Origin of the sequence: Moorella naiadis (nom. illeg.), assembly GCF_051020825.1 — a bacterium.
Lineage (GTDB): Bacteria > Bacillota > DSM-521 > Neomoorellales > Neomoorellaceae > Neomoorella > Neomoorella naiadis.
Genome location: NZ_JAXGFQ010000006.1, coordinates 127,408 through 144,897, shown reverse-complemented (window position 1 = coordinate 144,897; position 17,490 = coordinate 127,408). Strand labels below are relative to the sequence as shown.

20 protein-coding genes are annotated in these 17,490 nt (G+C 46.2%); 1 reads left to right on the top strand and 19 read right to left on the bottom strand.

The window, feature by feature from the left end; all coding sequences use genetic code 11:
* Positions 1–87: 87 nt before the first annotated feature.
* The 19 genes from SDD30_RS05950 to SDD30_RS05860 form a co-directional block, all read right to left on the bottom strand.
* Positions 88–333, bottom strand: a complete 246-nt coding sequence (locus tag SDD30_RS05950) for a hypothetical protein (RefSeq protein ID WP_434074012.1) — start codon at positions 331–333, stop codon at positions 88–90.
* Positions 334–592: 259 nt separating this feature from the next.
* On the bottom strand, positions 593–1,951 hold the full coding sequence (locus SDD30_RS05945) for a phosphomannomutase/phosphoglucomutase (RefSeq protein WP_434074011.1): 1,359 nt from the start codon (positions 1,949–1,951) through the stop codon (positions 593–595).
* Between the two features lie 17 nt (positions 1,952–1,968).
* Entirely contained in the window at positions 1,969–3,456 is a 1,488-nt protein-coding gene (locus SDD30_RS05940; RefSeq protein WP_434074010.1) for a mannose-1-phosphate guanylyltransferase, read from the bottom strand.
* A 464-nt stretch (positions 3,457–3,920) separates the two neighbouring features.
* The gene (locus tag SDD30_RS05935; RefSeq protein WP_434074009.1) at positions 3,921–4,874 is read right to left on the bottom strand and encodes a glycosyltransferase family 2 protein; all 954 of its coding nucleotides are present in this window, start codon (positions 4,872–4,874) and stop codon (positions 3,921–3,923) included.
* The gene (locus SDD30_RS05930; protein WP_434074008.1) at positions 4,871–6,415 is read right to left on the bottom strand and encodes a hypothetical protein; all 1,545 of its coding nucleotides are present in this window, start codon (positions 6,413–6,415) and stop codon (positions 4,871–4,873) included. The genes SDD30_RS05935 and SDD30_RS05930 overlap by 4 nt, the downstream gene beginning before the upstream one ends.
* Positions 6,416–6,455: 40 nt before the next feature.
* Positions 6,456–7,370, bottom strand: a complete 915-nt coding sequence (locus tag SDD30_RS05925) for an NAD-dependent epimerase/dehydratase family protein (RefSeq protein ID WP_434074007.1) — start codon at positions 7,368–7,370, stop codon at positions 6,456–6,458.
* Positions 7,357–7,926 (bottom strand): dTDP-4-dehydrorhamnose 3,5-epimerase, encoded by a 570-nt coding sequence (gene rfbC, locus SDD30_RS05920; RefSeq protein ID WP_434074006.1) that lies wholly within the window; start codon positions 7,924–7,926, stop codon positions 7,357–7,359. The genes SDD30_RS05925 and rfbC overlap by 14 nt, the downstream gene beginning before the upstream one ends.
* A gap of 6 nt (positions 7,927–7,932) precedes the next feature.
* Complete coding sequence (rfbH, locus tag SDD30_RS05915) at positions 7,933–9,291, bottom strand: lipopolysaccharide biosynthesis protein RfbH (protein ID WP_434074005.1); 1,359 nt, start codon at positions 9,289–9,291, stop codon at positions 7,933–7,935.
* Positions 9,292–10,446, bottom strand: a complete 1,155-nt coding sequence (rfbG, locus tag SDD30_RS05910) for a CDP-glucose 4,6-dehydratase (protein WP_434074004.1) — start codon at positions 10,444–10,446, stop codon at positions 9,292–9,294.
* Positions 10,431–11,201, bottom strand: coding sequence for a glucose-1-phosphate cytidylyltransferase (rfbF, locus tag SDD30_RS05905; protein WP_434074003.1), 771 nt, complete (start codon positions 11,199–11,201; stop codon positions 10,431–10,433). Before rfbF ends, rfbG begins: the two co-directional genes overlap by 16 nt.
* Before the next feature lie 138 nt (positions 11,202–11,339).
* A complete protein-coding gene (gene rfbB / locus SDD30_RS05900; protein ID WP_434074002.1) occupies positions 11,340–12,302 on the bottom strand; it encodes a dTDP-glucose 4,6-dehydratase in 963 nt (320 codons plus the stop codon).
* A 36-nt stretch (positions 12,303–12,338) separates the two neighbouring features.
* The gene (locus SDD30_RS05895) at positions 12,339–12,875 is read right to left on the bottom strand and encodes an SDR family oxidoreductase (protein WP_434074027.1); all 537 of its coding nucleotides are present in this window, start codon (positions 12,873–12,875) and stop codon (positions 12,339–12,341) included.
* Between the two features lie 32 nt (positions 12,876–12,907).
* Positions 12,908–13,528 (bottom strand): sugar nucleotide-binding protein, encoded by a 621-nt coding sequence (locus tag SDD30_RS05890; RefSeq protein WP_434074001.1) that lies wholly within the window; start codon positions 13,526–13,528, stop codon positions 12,908–12,910.
* An 18-nt stretch (positions 13,529–13,546) separates the two neighbouring features.
* Positions 13,547–13,894, bottom strand: a complete 348-nt coding sequence (locus SDD30_RS05885; protein WP_434074000.1) for a pepsin/retropepsin-like aspartic protease family protein — start codon at positions 13,892–13,894, stop codon at positions 13,547–13,549.
* The gene (locus SDD30_RS05880; RefSeq protein WP_434073999.1) at positions 13,887–14,144 is read right to left on the bottom strand and encodes a hypothetical protein; all 258 of its coding nucleotides are present in this window, start codon (positions 14,142–14,144) and stop codon (positions 13,887–13,889) included. Before SDD30_RS05880 ends, SDD30_RS05885 begins: the two co-directional genes overlap by 8 nt.
* 84 nt (positions 14,145–14,228) lie before the next feature.
* On the bottom strand, positions 14,229–14,744 hold the full coding sequence (locus SDD30_RS05875; RefSeq protein WP_434073998.1) for a MarR family transcriptional regulator: 516 nt from the start codon (positions 14,742–14,744) through the stop codon (positions 14,229–14,231).
* A 660-nt stretch (positions 14,745–15,404) separates the two neighbouring features.
* Positions 15,405–15,809: a toxin-antitoxin system TumE family protein gene (locus SDD30_RS05870; RefSeq protein ID WP_434073997.1), complete on the bottom strand. Its 405-nt coding sequence runs from the start codon at positions 15,807–15,809 to the stop codon at positions 15,405–15,407.
* Positions 15,799–16,107 carry a hypothetical protein gene (locus SDD30_RS05865; RefSeq protein ID WP_434073996.1) on the bottom strand — a complete coding sequence of 103 codons (309 nt, stop codon included), beginning with the start codon at positions 16,105–16,107 and terminating at the stop codon, positions 15,799–15,801. The genes SDD30_RS05870 and SDD30_RS05865 overlap by 11 nt, the downstream gene beginning before the upstream one ends.
* 124 nt (positions 16,108–16,231) lie before the next feature.
* Positions 16,232–16,927, bottom strand: coding sequence for a Uma2 family endonuclease (locus tag SDD30_RS05860; RefSeq protein ID WP_434073995.1), 696 nt, complete (start codon positions 16,925–16,927; stop codon positions 16,232–16,234).
* A 209-nt stretch (positions 16,928–17,136) separates the two neighbouring features.
* On the opposite strand from SDD30_RS05860, the gene SDD30_RS05855 reads away from it, so the two are divergent.
* Entirely contained in the window at positions 17,137–17,490 is a 354-nt protein-coding gene (locus SDD30_RS05855) for a nucleotidyltransferase family protein (RefSeq protein ID WP_434073994.1), read from the top strand.

Below are 17,490 nucleotides of genomic sequence, written 5' to 3'. Positions count from 1 at the left end.
TATTAAAAGCCATTCAGTTTGCCAGTGCCCTACCCATCCCATTCTACATAAGGTTGAACCCCTGGCAATAAGCCTTTTCTATTCTATTCATACAGCTTCAAAACCCCTGTTACCGTGTTCCCCTACAAGACATATGGCAGGAGAATAGTCCTTAACGCCATTAACAAAACGCTCGGCATCCGCGACTTCGGGAAAACCCGAATCAACTACCAGCACTTCCTTAAGGACTAGACTGCTTCTTGTCAAGCGAGTTTTAGTGTCCGCCAACAAATCAAGGAAACGATTTACAAGGTCCTCCGTACCGTAATTGATGACGGCAATGGTAAACTTCATCTAATACTCCTCCGATCAGAAACTCACCCTGATATATATCATACCATTGGGGAATCATTGCTAAGTGACACCTGTTACCGTCCATAAATCAAACCACCCAATCCTCATGGCTGATTAAGAAATTCCTATACTACTTATTGGACCCGACGCCAATAAGCTTCAATAAAACCTATCGTTTCATTCCCTGCCCGTATCTAAATCACTATAAACCCTCTACAATCTTGGGGCTAGCAAAGTAAGATAGCTGTAATGACTTTTTTCAGGCTTTTTCGTAAAGAACACAGTCTACTAGTTCCATCAGCCTGCTTACAATCCTGGCCAGGCCCTCCGATGTTTTTGCTTCACACCTGACCACCAGAACAGGCTGGGTATTAGATGCCCTGAGCAAGGCCCAACCATCCGGCAAAACTACCCTGACGCCGTCCACATCGATTACCTCATATCCATGGCCGCGAAAGAAGTCCAAAACCTCAGCCACAACCCGCGCCTTTTCCTCATCCAGACAGGGAATACGAGTTTCAGGAGTCGAATAATATCGCGGAGCGTTGCCAAGAAGTTGAGAAAGCGGCCGGTTCTCCCCGGCCAAAATGCGGAGCAACCTGGCGCCAGCATATAAGGCATCATCATAACCAAAATACTCGTCGGCAAAGAAGAAATGCCCAGACATTTCACCGGTAAAAGGGGCCTTAACCTCTTTCATCTTGGCCTTGATAAGGGAGTGTCCTGTCTTATAAAAGAACGGGCGACCGCCTAGACGCTCAACTTCTTCCACCAACGCTTGGCTGCACTTCACCTCAATAATGGCTGGGGCACTCGGGTGTTTGGGCAATATTTCCCGCCAAAAAAGAATCTGTAGGATATCACCCCACAGAATTCGGCCTTCGTTGTCAATAACGCCCAGCCTGTCTCCGTCCCCATCAAAACTCAGGCCAACATCTGCCTTACTCCTCAAAACTAGATCTTGAAGGTCGGTTAGGTTTTTGGGAACAGTTGGGTCCGGGTGGTGATGGGGAAAGTCGGGATCAGATTCACAATACAAAGGAATAACTTCGCAACCCAAAGTTGTAAAAAGCCTAGTTGCCAGGGGCCCGGCAGTTCCGTTACCGGCATCAATCCCAATCCTTAATTTTTTATTTAATTGGATGCGTGATTTAATGTAATCCACATACGCATCCTCGGGGGCCGCTTCCCGCAAGTGGCCCTGACCCAGCCTGAACTCTCCCTTTTCCAGGATCAGGCGGACCTTTTGAATTTCAGGTCCATAAATAGTGCTCCCGCCGGAGAAGATCTTAAATCCATTATCCTCCGGCGGGTTGTGACTGGCAGTAATCATCACGCCTGCTCCAATATCATAATTGAAATGAGAAAAATAAAAAACCGGTGTCACAGTTTCGCCAATATCAAGAACCTCACATCCTGTGCGAAGCAATCCCTGAACCAGGGCGTTCCGGATACGCAGCGAGTGACGGCGGTTATCGCGTCCAATAATGACTTTTTGTTCTCCACGCTCGTAAAAGTAAGTGCCTAGAGCGCATCCGAGAAGCATTACGTCACTGTCGGAGAAATCTGTATTTGCTACACCACGAATATCGTAGGACTTGAATACCTTGGCATTCATATTGTATTTCCCAACCTTTACCGAGCTCCTGCCAGACGGCCGTAATTGTCAGCAAGACGTACTACATCGTCTAGTTCAGGGGTAGAGACCTCAATAAGCACCACATCTTTGCACGCCCGGATCCGGTGTACGGTCCCGGCCGGGATGTCTACTGCCATAGGCGGTGATATGCTAATTGTTTCTTCTCCAAGCTCCAATATTCCTTCTCCTTTTAAGAAGAGCATAGTCTCACTCTTTTCCCGGTGATACTGCCTGCTTAAAGCCTCTCCAGACCGGATGTAGAGGACCTTTCCTGCATAACGCTCATTTACCGCCCACCAGATCTCATAACCCCAGGGTTTTTTGTGCACATTATGGTCTCGCATTAAGTATTCCAGTCCAGCTATGTTTTCGTTTGATAACTTCTGCCCACCCCTAGCAGCAAGCCGCTGCAGGTATCTGTCCAGTCCTTGTCGCCGCAGTTCGTCCAACAGCCTTTTTAACTCCGGTGCCCGATTTTTGTCAGCCACAAGCAGCACGTCCTCTGTATCCACCACGAGAGCATCCCGGAGACCAAACGTGACCACCATCTTGTTCGGATTATCATTATGGACGATACTCGTTTCCGTATCTACCATTACAGCGCTGCCGTGAACCAGGTTTTTGTTTTCGTCTCGCTCTCCTACTCTTTCTAGTGCAGTCCAAGTTCCCAGGTCATCCCAACCAAAGTCACCTGGTACAACCCAAACATTGTCCGCTTTTTCCATGACGCCATAATCAATCGAAATCCTGGGTAAAGCAGGAAAACACTCCGCCAATATGGATTCGAAATCTGGCGTGCCAATGGCTTTACAGATAGGGGCGAGCGCTGTCATCAATTCAGGCAAATATTTTTCTAGAGCGGTTTTAATTACAGGGAGTTGCCATACAAATATACCGCTATTCCAGAGGTACTTTCCTGAAGAAAGAAAGGCCATGGCGCACTTTGCATCAGGTTTTTCTGTGAAGTCCGCTACCTTAAATATTTCCTTAGCTAGCTCTTTGTCACCTATCCTTATGTAGCCGTAACCCGTCTCAGGGCGGGTAGGTCGGATACCAATAGTAACTAATGCCTCTCGTTCTCCCGCCAGTGCAATGGCGGTTTTCAATGTATGAGCAAATCGCGTATAATCTGTTACCATATGGTCTGAAGGAAGGACCACCATTACACCGTGAAATCCCATGGCCTCTAAATAGGTAGCTGCCAAGGCGATACATGGGGCCGTATCCCTTCCCACCGGCTCCACAATAAGGTTCATAGGTGCAATTTCAGGTACTTGCTCCTTAACCAGATTAAGGTAACGCTGACCCGTAACTATATAAATGCCTCCAACTGGGCACAATAACTTTGCCCGTTCGACTGCCTGCTGCAGCAATGTTCCCTTTCCGGCAACCTGAAGAAATTGCTTTGGCTTTTCTTGCCGGCTGTATGGCCAAAATCGCTCCCCGGAACCCCCAGCCATTAGTACTACGTTAACGTCATGCAAATTATTTCCCACCTCTTCCATATTCGACTCATTTTTTAGGTGTTTACATAGTTATTAGAAAGGGTAATGTACAATTTTAGAAATATTCCATAGCCAATTCTTTTAATTACTTTGCTCGGCACTTTCGCCCTCCAGTCTAACCCGCAATCCATTGTCAAAAGATTTTTCAACAAAATTAATCTAAGTGCTCCTCCTTCTACTTCATTGTTGACTCCCATATTGCCATTAATTACCAAATTACTTTGCACTCATTGACTTCATAGTCGTGGTTAAGTAATCTCTAACGGCTTAAGCTACCGATGTAAATCTACCGGTTTTTAATCCCTAAGAGCCTCTTGCAGCCTCTCGCAGTTGTATTCGTCAATATAGGTCCGTACCGTCTGGTAAATTTCCCGGAGCTTCCAGAACTCTTCGTAATAGATTTTTTCCCCACTTCGAATTCCTGAAAAACCCATAATTGGGTATCAATTGTTTAATTTATTCCTCGAGACTACTGCAATACGACTTAATATCTGACGCAACACCTTGAGAACGCCTAAATTGGCTAAACAAATCAGAACTTCGAAAGACCAGTTAAATCTCAACTTCCGCGCGGCTGTTAAAGCGGTTGATGCCGCTTTTTTTTGTCCTCGCATCATCGCTGAAATAGTCATGAAGTATACTACATGAGAGCAATACTCCTTTATATTCTTTTCGTATGGCTTTAGCAAACACTTTGGTTCCCCTGCCCAATTTGCTAATGCTTCATGAGACGATATTACTTTATCAAATGAGGATGAAATGCGGTGCCTGTGAATCCGGTATTTCACTAGCTGCTCAGGCAAAAACGCAACTGTACCCCCTACTGCCAAAGATAAGCGTAGTGCAAGATCCGTAGCGCTCCCTATATCGAGATAACCTCCAAGTCTTTTTGCAGTTTCTGTCCGATGGATGGTTGCAGCAGGGTAAACCTCTCTTTTTCTTTTGAGAGAGTTAATAATAAACTCATGGCCAGATTCTAAGCACGGTGCTGCTAAGCTCTTTCCGATTGAATTCGAATACTCGTCTATATATGTTACCCTGCTGTATGCCAAGGTAATTGAAGTATCATTAAATTGAGAAAGAAGTCTTTCGATTGCCTCTTTTTCCAGGAGGTCATCGTCAGAAAGTAATAGAAAAAAGTCTCCTGTTGCTTGTTGTAGACAAAAGTTCCAGTTACCGACCATTCCAATATTGGTATTTTGTCTATAATACCGTATTTTCCCTTCCTTAAACTGCTTGACTATTTCCTCAGTATTGTCCGTCGAGCAATTATCAGAAATAATTATCTCTATATTTTCATAAGTTTGATTCAGGGCACTTTCAACTGTTTCGGCGATATAGTGAGCCCTATTAAACGTAGGAATAGCGATAGTTACTAAAGGACTACCAACATTCAATTGTATTCCATCCTTCCATGCAACTTTTGGAACAATTCCTGTCGTTCTTCTTTTTTCATAATCATTTTGATGGTAATAATGCCACTAACTATAACAGAAATTAGAAAAGAAAGTACAATACCCCCTAAGGCTAGGGAACTATTCAATAAATGTCTTTGAACAATATTAAAAGCCATCATTACTATTAACAAAACCAAAATTGGTGACAAAACAGAGATTAAGTATTGTTTTACAGACACATTTAACAGTTTTAGTGTTACATAAGGCACATACCAGTTGTTAGTAAGCATTTGCGCGATCGTTGTACCTAACGCAGTTCCCCATAGTCCCAAGTGAGGAACCAATAATACAGAGATAGCTATTTTAAACGCCGCGGCTATAAAGGCAACCCAAACAAATATAATACGTCCAGTAGCCATTGTTGCCGTTGCAAATATAACATGATGAACTTCTAAAGTAAGCATTACTAGCAAGGTCCATAACACGGGAAAACCCACAAAATTTCCGGGTCCAAGCCAGAGGTCAATTACTTCATCACCATAGATTGCTAAAAACGCAACCAGGGTAATCATTAAGGTCATGCCATAACGGATATTCCTTATTAACAGGCTTTCGAATGCATGAGTATCCCCCGAAGCATAAATCTTTGATAAAAACGGTGTTGAGCTGTTTACTATGAGCAAAGAAAGTGTCGCAAGGGTTGTAACAATTTTTACTGCCGCTTCATAAGGCGGGATAAAAGATGGACCGATCATCGTCGCGATTATAATATTATCTGTCTGCAAAATAAGAATAGCGCCTAATCCAATTGCGGCCCACTTCAAGCTTGGAATCGCAATCTTCCGTGCAATTGCTATGCTCGCTTTACCTCGTATACACTTAAATACTGGGTGGAGCTTATAAAAAGCTATCCACCCAATAGAGCGTTCTACTAAGCCTTGAACTACCCATGCAATAGCTAGTCCCTTAATACCTAGTCCCACGTTGAGGCTTATAGCGCTAAGACTTAATCCTAATAACGGCGTTATAGAACGTATTATTCGTTCTACAGCCACATCACCAAAACCGTAAAGTGCAGCGAACCCTGCCCCGCCCAATAAATTAACCGAGGCCCCAAAACTGAACAGAAACCATGCCATTATAATCTCTTTGTTAGTACCGCTAGGAGCGACCTGCCACAGGAATAGTCCTCCAAAAACAAAACTTAGAATGAACACAACGAATGCTAATATTTGAAAAATGCGCAAGCAAGTTGCTATTAAATCTGCTATTTCTTTATGCCTCAATTCTTCCTCTAGGTTTTGCTTCCCAAGAGCAAAACTAATCTCTCGAGTAATTGTGGGACTGATCCCTAAATCAAAAAACGATATATAAAACGCAATACTTAGAAACAAAAACCATATACCGGCCAAATCTTTTGGGAAGAAGTTAAGAATTAAGCGAACCTGGATGAAAGCAACAATTATCGAGACGATCATGCGACCAGTCCCGCTTACCACTCCATAAAATATTTTTAAGCTGACTGCGGGTTTTTGATTCAACTTTTCCGCTCCTTATATCATGGTATAAGAAATGGCAAATTTAATCATTGGATAGCTCCATTCTTCTAATTCCTTCCTCAATGCTAATTTTAGGCTGCCAGTCTGGTAATTGCATTCCATTATTCCAGGGAACCATTACCTCACGGTTTCGGTAAGGACGGCCACCCCATTCAATAGGTAAATCCTTTCCTATTATGCGGCTATATATGTCAACTATATCTCTTAACCTAATTGGGGTCCCGGAGGATACCGCATAAGCTTCATGTTTTTCAACTTTCCCTTTTTGGAGGCGCTCGGCTGCTAAAACAAAAGCATCCACAACATCATCAATATAGACAAGGTTTATCAACTGTTCTCCAGGAGACATTGGTAAAGACTTTTCTTCTTTTGCAACATTACGGAGTAAAGTAAAAAGCTTGTTTCGGGGATCGTTAGGACCATAAGTATCAAAAAGTTTTAAGGTAATTACTTTTAACGGAGTTGTTTCTACATAGAATTCTAAAATAGATTCAAATGCCTGTTTGGTAGCAGCATATAGACATACAGGGTTATACTCTTTATTTTCAAAGTGCTGCCAGGATGTCCCGGTATTAATTAAGCAATAAACTCCATTTGCTATCATCGCTTCTACCAACTGTGTTGCAAAAAGCACATTGCTTTTAATCATTGGCCCAATATCTTTCGGCTCATGTTGAGCCAGAAATAATGCTGCTAAATGAAAAACAATATTAGGCTTTACCCTTTCAAAAATGTCCAGCATATTTTCAGTTGTGCCGTCATGCTGATGTATTGTAACAGCTTTTAAGATATCTTGGACCAGGGAAAAATTAGATTCCGTACGCGCAATTAAATGTACATCCCATCCATCTGTAACTAATCGTCGTGCCACATTTGATCCAACAAAGCCTGTAGCACCCGTGATAACGACTTTCCATTGCTTCTTATTGCTTTTCATCGACACAACCTTCTTGATAAATGAACGGAGTAACAAAATCCTCAAAGGCAACAAATTCGCTATCTCTTTTCGAAATAATGGGTTTTTCATTTGGCCATGGAATGCCAACCGAATTCCATAGAATACCAGCATCGTGCTCTGGTGAATAAACAGTAGTGGTCTTATAGACTAAAATGGCATTCTCGCTTATTACATAAAAACCATGGGCCAATCCAGAAGGGATGTAGAGTATATTACTCTTTTCCGCATTTAGTGTAAATATTTGGAATTTACCATAAGTTGGAGACCCTCTTCTTAAATCCACCACTGTATCTATTACTTCGCCTGAAACGCAATAAACTAACTTAATGTGGTCCTTTGGAGGCATTTGAAAATGCAAACCTCTCAAAACACCGTGATGAGAAAACGAATAGTACTCCTCAGCGAAATACGTTGCCAGTTGGTTTTTGGCAAAAACTTCCTGATGAAATGTCTTAACAAAGATGCCTCGTTCATCTTTAAATATCACGGGCCGTATTTCATAACAACCAGGAATTTCAGTCTTATTAACAATCATAATCTATCAATACCCACGCTCCTCGATTGTTTCGTACCCCACAAAATCAGAAATGGTTTTAACTATGTAGTCTATCATCTTGTGCGACATCCCCGGATATACTCCAACCCAAAATGCTTGATTCATTATTGTGTCTGTATTTTTCAGTTCGCCAACAACTCTAAAGCCTTCACCTGTTGCTCTCATCCTATCAAAGCATGGATGCTTCGTAAGATTCCCTGCAAAGAGCATCCGAGTCTGTATGCCATTTGCTTCAAGGTGTCTCACAATTTGATCTCTCGTAAAGCCAACGTTTTCTCTTACAGTCAGTAAAAACCCAAACCAACTTGGATCTGCGCCTTTGGTTGGTTCAGGTAGTATAAATACATTAGACATGTCAGCCAAGCCGTCTTTCAGTAGTCTCCAATTTTTTTTACGGGCTGCTATAAAAGATGGTAACTTGGCCAACTGGGCATATCCTACTGCGGCCTGCATATCTGTTGCCTTCAGATTATAACCAAAATGTGAGTAAACGTACTTGTGATCATAACCAAAGGGAAGTTCCCCAAACTTGCGGTCGAAACGATGCCCGCACATATTGTCTACACCTGATGGGCAAATGCAGTCCCTTCCCCAGTCGCGCATCGATAACATAATTTTGGCCAGTGCAGGGTTGTTCGTATAAACTGCTCCACCTTCCCCCATAGTCATATGATGCGGGGGATAAAAACTACTAGTCCCGATATCGCCAAACGTTCCCGTATATTGTCCCTCGTATTTCGATCCTAGAGCATCACAGTTGTCTTCTATAAGCCAGAGATTGTGCTTCCGGCAGAATTCCAAAACCGGTCTTACGTCAAACGGGTTCCCCAGAGTGTGGGCAATCATTACAGCCTTCGTTTTTTCGCTCAAGGCTAATTCAAGCAGAGATACATCAATATTTGCTGTTACCAGATCGACATCGACAAATACAGAAACCGCACCATATTGAATTATCGGCGCCACCGTGGTCGGAAAACCGGCTGCGACCGTGATCACTTCGTCTCCACGTTGGATTTTCCGCTCGCCGAGTCTGTCCGATGTTAATGCCATAAACGCAAGAAGGTTGGCTGAAGAGCCGGAGTTAACAAGATAGCAGTACCGCACGCCTAAGAAGGCGGCCAGCTTTTCTTCAAATTCTTTGGAGAATCGTCCATAGGTTAACCAAAACTCTAGCGCAGCATCTACTAGCTGCACCATTTCGGTGGCATCAAAAACCCTTCCCGCATAGGCAATCCGTGACTTCCCGGGGATAAACTCTTTTTTTTGTGCGAACGCCAATTCATAGTAGAGAGCCACTTTGTCAAGGATCTCTTGCTTCAATTGTTCGGCGCTCTGTGTTTGCAACTATACTTCCCCCTCGCCGTCCGCTGAGCTGGCCCATGCAACCCCCTGCATCAAAGCCGCTCGTACATAATTCTCAATATCTCTTATTGAATAATCGTACATATCAACTGTACGCCGGTAATATTCACGATACCATGAAGTCGTGACTTTTAACGTTTGATCAATATTATAAACAGGGTACCACCTTAATAGGTTGTTCGCCTTTGTACAATCCAGTTTTAAAAACCTGGCCTCGTGAAGTTTAACACCTGTTTCAGAAGAGGCCTGCCATGTGCCACTCCCCCAAGTTTTAATTATCTTCTCAACAACTTCTTGAACTGTAATATTGCTGCGTGAATCGGGACCGAAGTTCCACGCGCCAGCGTAAGTTTGACCCTTTGTCCAAAGTAGGCTTCCCAGCCACAGATAGCCTGAAAGTGGCTCAAGTACATGCTGCCATGGGCGAATCGCGTGCGGGTTCCTTATACTCACGGGCAAATTAGCTTGCAAAGAACGGATGCAATCTGGCACAATCCGATCAACCGCCCAATCTCCACCTCCGACAACATTACCGGCTCGCGCCGACGCAACCCGGACTCCATCCGGTTTACTAAAGAATGAATTACGGTATGAAGACGTGACTAATTCGGCACAACCCTTGCTGGAACTATACGGGTCAAAGCCCCCTAAGGAATCATTTTCTCGGTAACTATAATCCCATTCTTTATTGTCATAGCATTTATCACTTGTAATATTAACCACAACCCGAACACTTGGTGTATGACGTACAGCCTCTAGGAGGTTAACTGTCCCCATGACATTTGTCTCATATGTTAACCGCGGCTCGTAATAGGATAACCTTACCAACGGTTGTGCTGCCAGGTGAAATATAATCTCTGGCTGGTATGTTTCCAGTATAGTGGACACGTAATCAAAATCACGTACGTCTCCTACAATATGGGTAATTTTAGAGGAAAGATTAATAGAATCAAACATGCTAGGATCAGTAGGTGGTTCCAACGCGTAGCCGATTACCTTGGCACCGAGCACATGAAGCCACAAGGCCAACCAGGAACCTTTGAATCCTGTATGCCCTGTTACCAAAACCGTTTTGCCGGCGTAAGTATTATCAAAGAGTATATAATGGTCTGTCAAACTTTTCACCAAACCTTCCATGGAGCCTGATTGGCCTGCCACAGTTCCTCCAAACGAACCTTGTCCCGCAAAGTATCCATTGGTTGCCAAAAGCCCGAGTGCTTATAGGCTTTGAGTTCTCCATTAGAAGCTAATCTTTCCAGCGGATCACGTTCTAGAATAGTTTGATCTCCTTGTATGTAATTGAATACCCCGGGCTCAAACACAAAAAAGCCTCCGTTGACCCACCCTCCGTCTCCATCGGGCTTCTCTTGAAAGGTTTGAACCCTTTGCTCATCATCAATTTGCATAGCACCGAAGCGCCCCGAAGGTTGTACAGCGGTCACGGTAGCCAGTTTGCCATGACGGCGATGGAATTCCAACAAAGAAGGAATGTGAATATCTGCAACGCCGTCTCCGTAAGTAAGCATAAATGTCTTGTCCCCGATATAAGGCTGGATTCGTTTAACGCGACCACCCGTCATGGTATTCAAGCCAGTATCGATTAGTGTTACGCGCCACGGTTCGACTGAATTCTGATGGATCTCCATGCCTTGAGTACGAACGTCAAAAGTGACATCACAATTATGAAGAAAATAATTGTAGAAGTATTCCTTGATTACATAGCCCTTAAACCCGAGGCAAATGACAAATTCATTAAAACCATAATGGCTATAAATCTTCATGATGTGCCACAGAATGGGTTTGTCCCCAATTTCGACCATTGGCTTGGGTTTTAAATGAGTCTCTTCCGAAATACGGGTACCAAACCCCCCGGCAAGAATGACGACTTTCATAGGCACCGTCCTTTCACCCAAGACAACCTAAGCGAATATGCTAACCTTTCTCTCTCGAGCCTAAAATTTGAACACTTCTTTAGACAACCAAAGCCAAAATTATATGTAAATAATTAATGCAAAAAACAACGATCGCCTTCAGGAAGGGTGTAGGGGATTATGATTAATATACCAATTAATCATTTCCGGGAGGCCAGTGGTAAAATCCCATAGAGGGCACCAGCCTAATTCCCTCTCGCTTTTCGCCGGCTTAATAACATACCTTCGATCATGCCCCGGCCGGTCTTTAACGAAGGTGATGAGGCTCTCGGGTTTATTCATGAGCCGGAGAATAGCTTTCACGATGTCCAGGTTGGTGTGTTCGTTATTGGCGCCGACGTTATAAACCTCCCCCGCCTGCCCTTTTTGCAACACCAGGTCCAGGGAGCGGCAGTGGTCTTCAACGTGGATCCGGTCCCGGAAGTTCAGGCCGTCGCCGTAGACCGGGATAGGTTTATCGGCCAGGGCGTTCAGGATGATGGTCGGGATGAACTTCTCCGGGTGCTGGTAGGGGCCGTAGTTGTTGCTACAGCGGGTAATGACCACCGGCAGGCCGTAGGTGACGAAGTAGGCCCGGCCCATGAGGTCGGCGACGGCTTTGCTGGCCGAGTAGGGGCTATTGGGCTTTAATGGGCTTTCTTCGGTGAAGGGCGGGTCGTCCGGCTGCAGCGAGCCGTAGACCTCGTCGGTGGATACCTGGAGGAATCTCCGGACGCCGTGCTGCCGGGCGGCCTCTAACAGTACCTGGGTGCCTTTGACGTTGGTCTCGATGAAGGGCGCCGGGTCCAGGATGCTACGGTCCACGTGAGACTCGGCGGCCAGGTTGGCGACGAGGTCGAATTTTTCCTCCCGGAAGAGATGGTCGACCAGCCCCCGGTCGGCGATATCGCCGCGGACAAAGCGGTAGCGGGGGTTAGCCTCTACGTCCTTCAGGTTTTCCAGGTTGCCGGCGTAGGTGAGCTTGTCCAGATTGACTATGTACCAGTCACGATGTTCTTTTAATAGGTAGTGGATGAATTTGGAGCCGATAAAGCCGGCGCCGCCGGTGACCAGGATCTTCACGGATTGGCTTGCTCCCTTCTGGGCGTCAAGAATACCTTATTTGTTCTTTATCATGTCGTTTTCGCTGCTGTGGCGGCTCTTCCTGCCCAGGTAACGCTTTATGGCGTCCGGCCAGGATGGCAGGAGGTAGCCGATGGTTTCCTTTAACGGGAAGGGGTCCAGCACTGAATAGGCCGGGCGCCGGGCCGGGCGCGGGAATGCGGCGGTGGTAACCGGTTTAATTTCGTTGCAGCAGCCGGCTGCGGCTAATATCTCCCGGGCGAAGCGGCACCAGGTAGTTGCGCCCTGGTTGGTGAGGTGATAGACGCCGTAACAGCCGCTCGCGATTAGATCTACCAGGGCGCCGGCTAAATCTACGGTATAGGTGGGACAGCCCCACTGGTCGTCGACGACCTTGAGGGTGTCCCTTTCCCTTGCTAATTGCAGCATGGTTTCGACAAAGTTGGGACCGCCGGGGCCGAAGAGCCAGGAGGTGCGGACCAGGTAGTAGCGCGGGGCGATGGTTTCCAGGAAGCGCTCCCCCAGGTACTTGCTGCGGCCATAGGCGTTGAGGGGGTTTTTGGCCGCGTAGATGCCCCACGGCTCCTTTTGCCCCCCGTCGAAGACTAATCGGTGCTGATGTGGACCAGCACGGCACTTGTCTCTTTACAGGCCAGGGCCAGGTTCCTGGCGCCCAGGGCGTTGACCTTTACTGCTGCATCATAATCGGTTTCGGCCTGGTCGACTTTGGTGTAGGCGGCGCAGTTGATGATGACTTCCGGGGTGTATTCTGCCAGGGCCTGTTTGACGGCTGCCAGGTCGCTTATGTCCAGCCGGGCGTGATTTAAAGCCGTAACTGTATGGTTGTGTTTGGTAAACTCCCTGGTCACGGCCCGGCCGAGCATACCCCCGGCGCCGGTGATGACGCCCAGGAACATGTGGAAGGGCTCGTCCTTAAGGAAGTCCCGGGCCGTCAAGACGGCGTGGGCCAAGCCTAAGGGCTGCTCCTGGAGTATGTACGTTACCCGGGCGCCGAAACTGCTGCCGTCCCCTACGGCCCGGCGGACGCTCTCCCCCGTCTCCGGGGAAACGATGATGCCGATGTCGGTTATCCCGGCCTGGACGACCTGTTCCAGGACAAAAAATAAAATGGGCCGGTTGGCCACGGGGATGAGCTGCTTGGTGGTAGTGTAAGTCAGGGGCCGCAGGCGGGTGCCCTTGCCCCCGGAGAGGATGAGGGATTTCATGTTGAGTTCTCCTAATTCTTAGATATTATCAACAGTAACTTGCTGGCCCCGGTCAAATATGAGGAGCAGATGATCGATTACCCCTCTGCCGACCAAAATTTCATTACCCAGGCAGGTAAAACGTGCCATGAGGGTAAATTCTAAGTCTGGTATTATAATGGTGCCAATATATTCAGCTGCTGCAACTATGGTCCCATCAGCAACTTCCCAATTACTGATAAAAGAAGGTTTGCCGATTTTGTCAACATAATCTTCTGGTAAGACGATATAACCCTCAAAGCCGGTATCTATATAAGCATGAACGTTTGCTTTATATTTATCAACAGAAATTGATAAGTCTATGTAGGGATATTCATAGCTATGCACAGATGCTCCTCCATTTGCCAATCGCCTTAAAGCCAATCTTATAAAACGCAAAACGACCGGGACCGAATTCTTCTATTGCTCTCTGGGCTACCCGGACATCATTGGGATCAACTATGACCTTTCCTTCTTCGGAAATAGCAACGAACTTACCTTTGTGTTCTTTTTCCAAAGGCCGCCCGTATTTTTCATAAAGTTCTACATTCCGTTTGGCTAGTGCTTGCACTGAAAACTTAACTTTAGTAAATGTCATTGTGCTTATTCCTCCCGCAACCAGTCATTAGCGCCATTATATGTAACTATGGGTGCCTATTATTTTTTTCCTATTCCCTAATTCCTACAACCGGTTGATTATATTCACCACTTCTATCCCCTGCGGCTGCTGGTACTCTTCCCCGGCCTGCCAGGTGATCACCAGGGTGCCATGGCCGTCTATACCCGCCAGGTCGGCAGCAGCCGCAACGGTGGTGTGCTGGATATGCAAATTCCCGGCGGCGATTTTCAGGATCTCCAGCACTTCGTCGCTGGGGCCGTAGAAGATTATTCTTGCCACCGGTTCCGGCCTCGCCGCCACTACCTCTGCCAGCGCCCGGCCGGTCTTGACGATCTGCTGATAGGAACTCTGTATATACTGGTAGGCGAGGCGGGTTTTCTCCGCCAGGCCCTGAGGGGTGAGGATATAGCGCAAGCTTCTGCCGTTGACCTTTTCCAGCTTGACCAGGCCTTTACGCACCATTTTTTTGAGCAATAGGTTGACCCCGCCGACTGATAGGCCGGTATACCGGGCGATATCGCGCTGGGTGAGGTTGTTATTCCTTTGCAGGCAGTCCAGGACTGCGTATTGGCTATCCATACGGCTGCTCCATTATATTTATTTCGACATATCTTACGCTTACTTTATGAACAATAATACCAGCATATGCTAAGGGCGTCAATAGATAACAGGGTTAATTTTGTGTAAAATAGTGGCGCAAATTCAGGAAATACCGTCCTCGTCTTCGATATTAAAAAAATTATTATCCTCCTCCAGGGTGGAGGCCACTTAATCTTTCGCTGCCGGGATTACTTCCTCCTGGTACAGGTACCGGATGTCAAGAGCTTCCAGGGTGGCGCGGATATAGGTCCGGATAGTTTTACTGCCCAGGTCATAGAGAAGCCTGCTTTTGCGGTTTCGCCCATTACTGGTTCCATTAAAGAGCCTCCTTGTTACGCCGTTTGGGGGAAAGTATGGTATTCAGCTTTTACCAAACCTGCTGGTATGATCCTCGCTTTGCAAGCAGTTCTTTACAGGGATGTTTTTCTACACCAGGAAAGGAAATCCTGCCGGGTTATGTCGTAACCGAGCCAATTTATTTTGCAACGGGCAGTAAGCGCTAATTGCAGCAATAGTTACGAGGTTATTTTTGCGTAAAGGCGGGTGCCCTGCCGGACAGGCAACATTAAAGCCGGGCTTTTCGCCCGGCTTGCCGGCTCGGTTATAGAATTAAAGTATAAAAAAGATAACAAAAGCTCGTTAGTTTGTGTTATGGTCATTTAGTTTAGTATAGAACTTCTCGAGTTCCCTTAAAAAGAATTTACCTGTCATTGCCCTTGTGGAGAAGACCTTACCCGATTTGCCATCATGGCAATGATGGGGAAAGTTGCTGAGTGATCGGTGGTGTGGAGCATTATCCCATCGCTTTAGCAAAGTGCCTTTAGCATTTTGTATATGGAAGCTGTAGTTAATAGTCTTTAGCCGGTCGTCCTCCCTAACAACATATTCAAACATCTCCGCGACATCGCCATTTATAAGATTGAGGCGTATACGTATGTAACCAACATCTTCTGTAATTAATTCATCACGAATCTGAAAATCCTGGATGATATCCAGCGTAACTATTAGTGAATGTAATTGCCAAAAATACTTTTCAGGCGTCACCTTCAAGGTACCTCATTTGCTTTCTTAAACGCTCCTCCATATCGATAAGGCTGGCCCATTTTATATAATCAACATCATCACCCAAAAGGCCAGCATTATATTTATCCTTAAATACACCAGAATCTATTTGGTAAGTCTGTTCCAACTTCTTTATTTCCACTTTGATATTATTTAGCCTTTTAACTAACTCTTGCTTCTTAGCCTTCATCAGTTTATTAATAGTTGTGTCGACTAATCTATCGCTACCGAAGACCTGAACTAATTCCTCTAAGCGCTTCAATCTTTCCACGGTAGACATCTTCGCAAGCCCCCTTTAAGCAAGATACTGTTCAAGCCCAAAAATCTTCAGGCATCTTTATGATACGTCTGGAAACCCGTTTAGTAAAGAGTTGTTAAACCAAAGTATAATATCGCTCCGGTTATTATAGTTTTACACCCCACCGGTGCCACATCCTTTTGTAACCCATTTGCTGCAGGGCTTCCAGGGCGGATAGAGGCGGGTCCTGCCACAGCCACTCGATTTTCAGTTCCAGACCCGGAATAACGCTGGATTGATAGACCCCTGCTGTACCGGCGGTGTTTACCTGATAGCGACCATCCGCCTCCAGGCGGTAAAATTCGGCCTGCCGGCGATCGGGGTCGACCAGCCAATACTCCGGCACACCGGCTGCTTCGTATTCTTTAAACTTCTCACCGCGATCCCGGGACAGGCTCTCCGGTGAGGTAATCTCTATTATCAGGTCCGGCGCCCCATCCAGGTAAGTGTCTTGCAGCCGGCCTACATGCTCCTGCTTGATAAAAATAATATCCGGTTCTCTCCCCCGCCGGACCGGTTCGGGCAGGCGAACGAGGAAGGGAGCGGTAAAAACCTGGCCTTGCTTCTTCAATAATACGTAATTAGCGATATAACTGCTTAAAAACAAGCTAACGCGCTGATGTTTGGTGGCTGCCGGCGTCAATAATAATACCTCCCCGTCCTCCCACTCGGCCCAAGTGTCCTCATTACACCAGGCCAGGAACTCGGCAAAGCTCATCTTGCCGGGTGACACGGAGAGGCTGCCTTCCGGGGTATACCGGAAGGCAGTTTCTTTGAGTTCGCCATCGTCAAACCGGGTCACCAGGGCCACCTCCCAGGCAGAATTAATTAGAATTAGGTTTTCTTCCCTACTGGTTATAGTATACTATTTATCCGCGTACGCCACAATCTGGTGTGATCAGCTGCGGTGCCTGATTATGCCTATCGTCCAGTTTTCTTGTTGTTTACCGGATTCAGGGTATGTTAGAATTAAAGTATGAAGGAAATGGATCAGCGGGACGGTGACAAAAGTTGTCCACCAGGGACTTTATGGCCATGCGCCGGGAGGTTATGGCTGAAGACCGGATACTAGCCAGGCGGCGGCAGGACGAAGCCCGTGCAAAAGCTCAAAAGGTGGCTGTCTGGTTAAAGGAAAAATACGGCGTAGATAGGGTCTATCTATTTGGTTCCCTGGCCTGGGGCGGCTTTCATAGCCGTTCGGATATCGATCTGCTGGTCCGGGGTTTTTCCTTGATGAATACCGTAAATTTCGCCACCTCCATGCTAAATTGGGACTGGTCCTGCCAAGGCGCTCACACCCGAACCAATATTAGCAATAAATCCGGGCGTAAGCCCGGATTTATTGCTATAAGGGTCGTCAATTAG

What these genes read in the sequence shown, in the direction of transcription:
- SDD30_RS05950 (WP_434074012.1), bottom strand. Translation starts at nt 333, where the DNA reads ATGAAGTTTACCATTGCCGTCATCAATTACGGTACGGAGGACCTTGTA.
- SDD30_RS05945 (WP_434074011.1), bottom strand. Translation starts at nt 1,951, where the DNA reads ATGAATGCCAAGGTATTCAAGTCCTACGATATTCGTGGTGTAGCAAAT.
- SDD30_RS05925 (WP_434074007.1), bottom strand. Translation starts at nt 7,370, where the DNA reads ATGAAAAGCAATAAGAAGCAATGGAAAGTCGTTATCACGGGTGCTACA.
- rfbC (WP_434074006.1), bottom strand. Translation starts at nt 7,926, where the DNA reads ATGATTGTTAATAAGACTGAAATTCCTGGTTGTTATGAAATACGGCCC.
- rfbG (WP_434074004.1), bottom strand. Translation starts at nt 10,446, where the DNA reads ATGGAAGGTTTGGTGAAAAGTTTGACAGACCATTATATACTCTTTGAT.
- rfbF (WP_434074003.1), bottom strand. Translation starts at nt 11,201, where the DNA reads ATGAAAGTCGTCATTCTTGCCGGGGGGTTTGGTACCCGTATTTCGGAA.
- SDD30_RS05890 (WP_434074001.1), bottom strand. Translation starts at nt 13,528, where the DNA reads ATGAAATCCCTCATCCTCTCCGGGGGCAAGGGCACCCGCCTGCGGCCC.
- SDD30_RS05880 (WP_434073999.1), bottom strand. Translation starts at nt 14,144, where the DNA reads ATGACATTTACTAAAGTTAAGTTTTCAGTGCAAGCACTAGCCAAACGG.
- SDD30_RS05875 (WP_434073998.1), bottom strand. Translation starts at nt 14,744, where the DNA reads ATGGATAGCCAATACGCAGTCCTGGACTGCCTGCAAAGGAATAACAAC.
- SDD30_RS05865 (WP_434073996.1), bottom strand. Translation starts at nt 16,107, where the DNA reads ATGTCTACCGTGGAAAGATTGAAGCGCTTAGAGGAATTAGTTCAGGTC.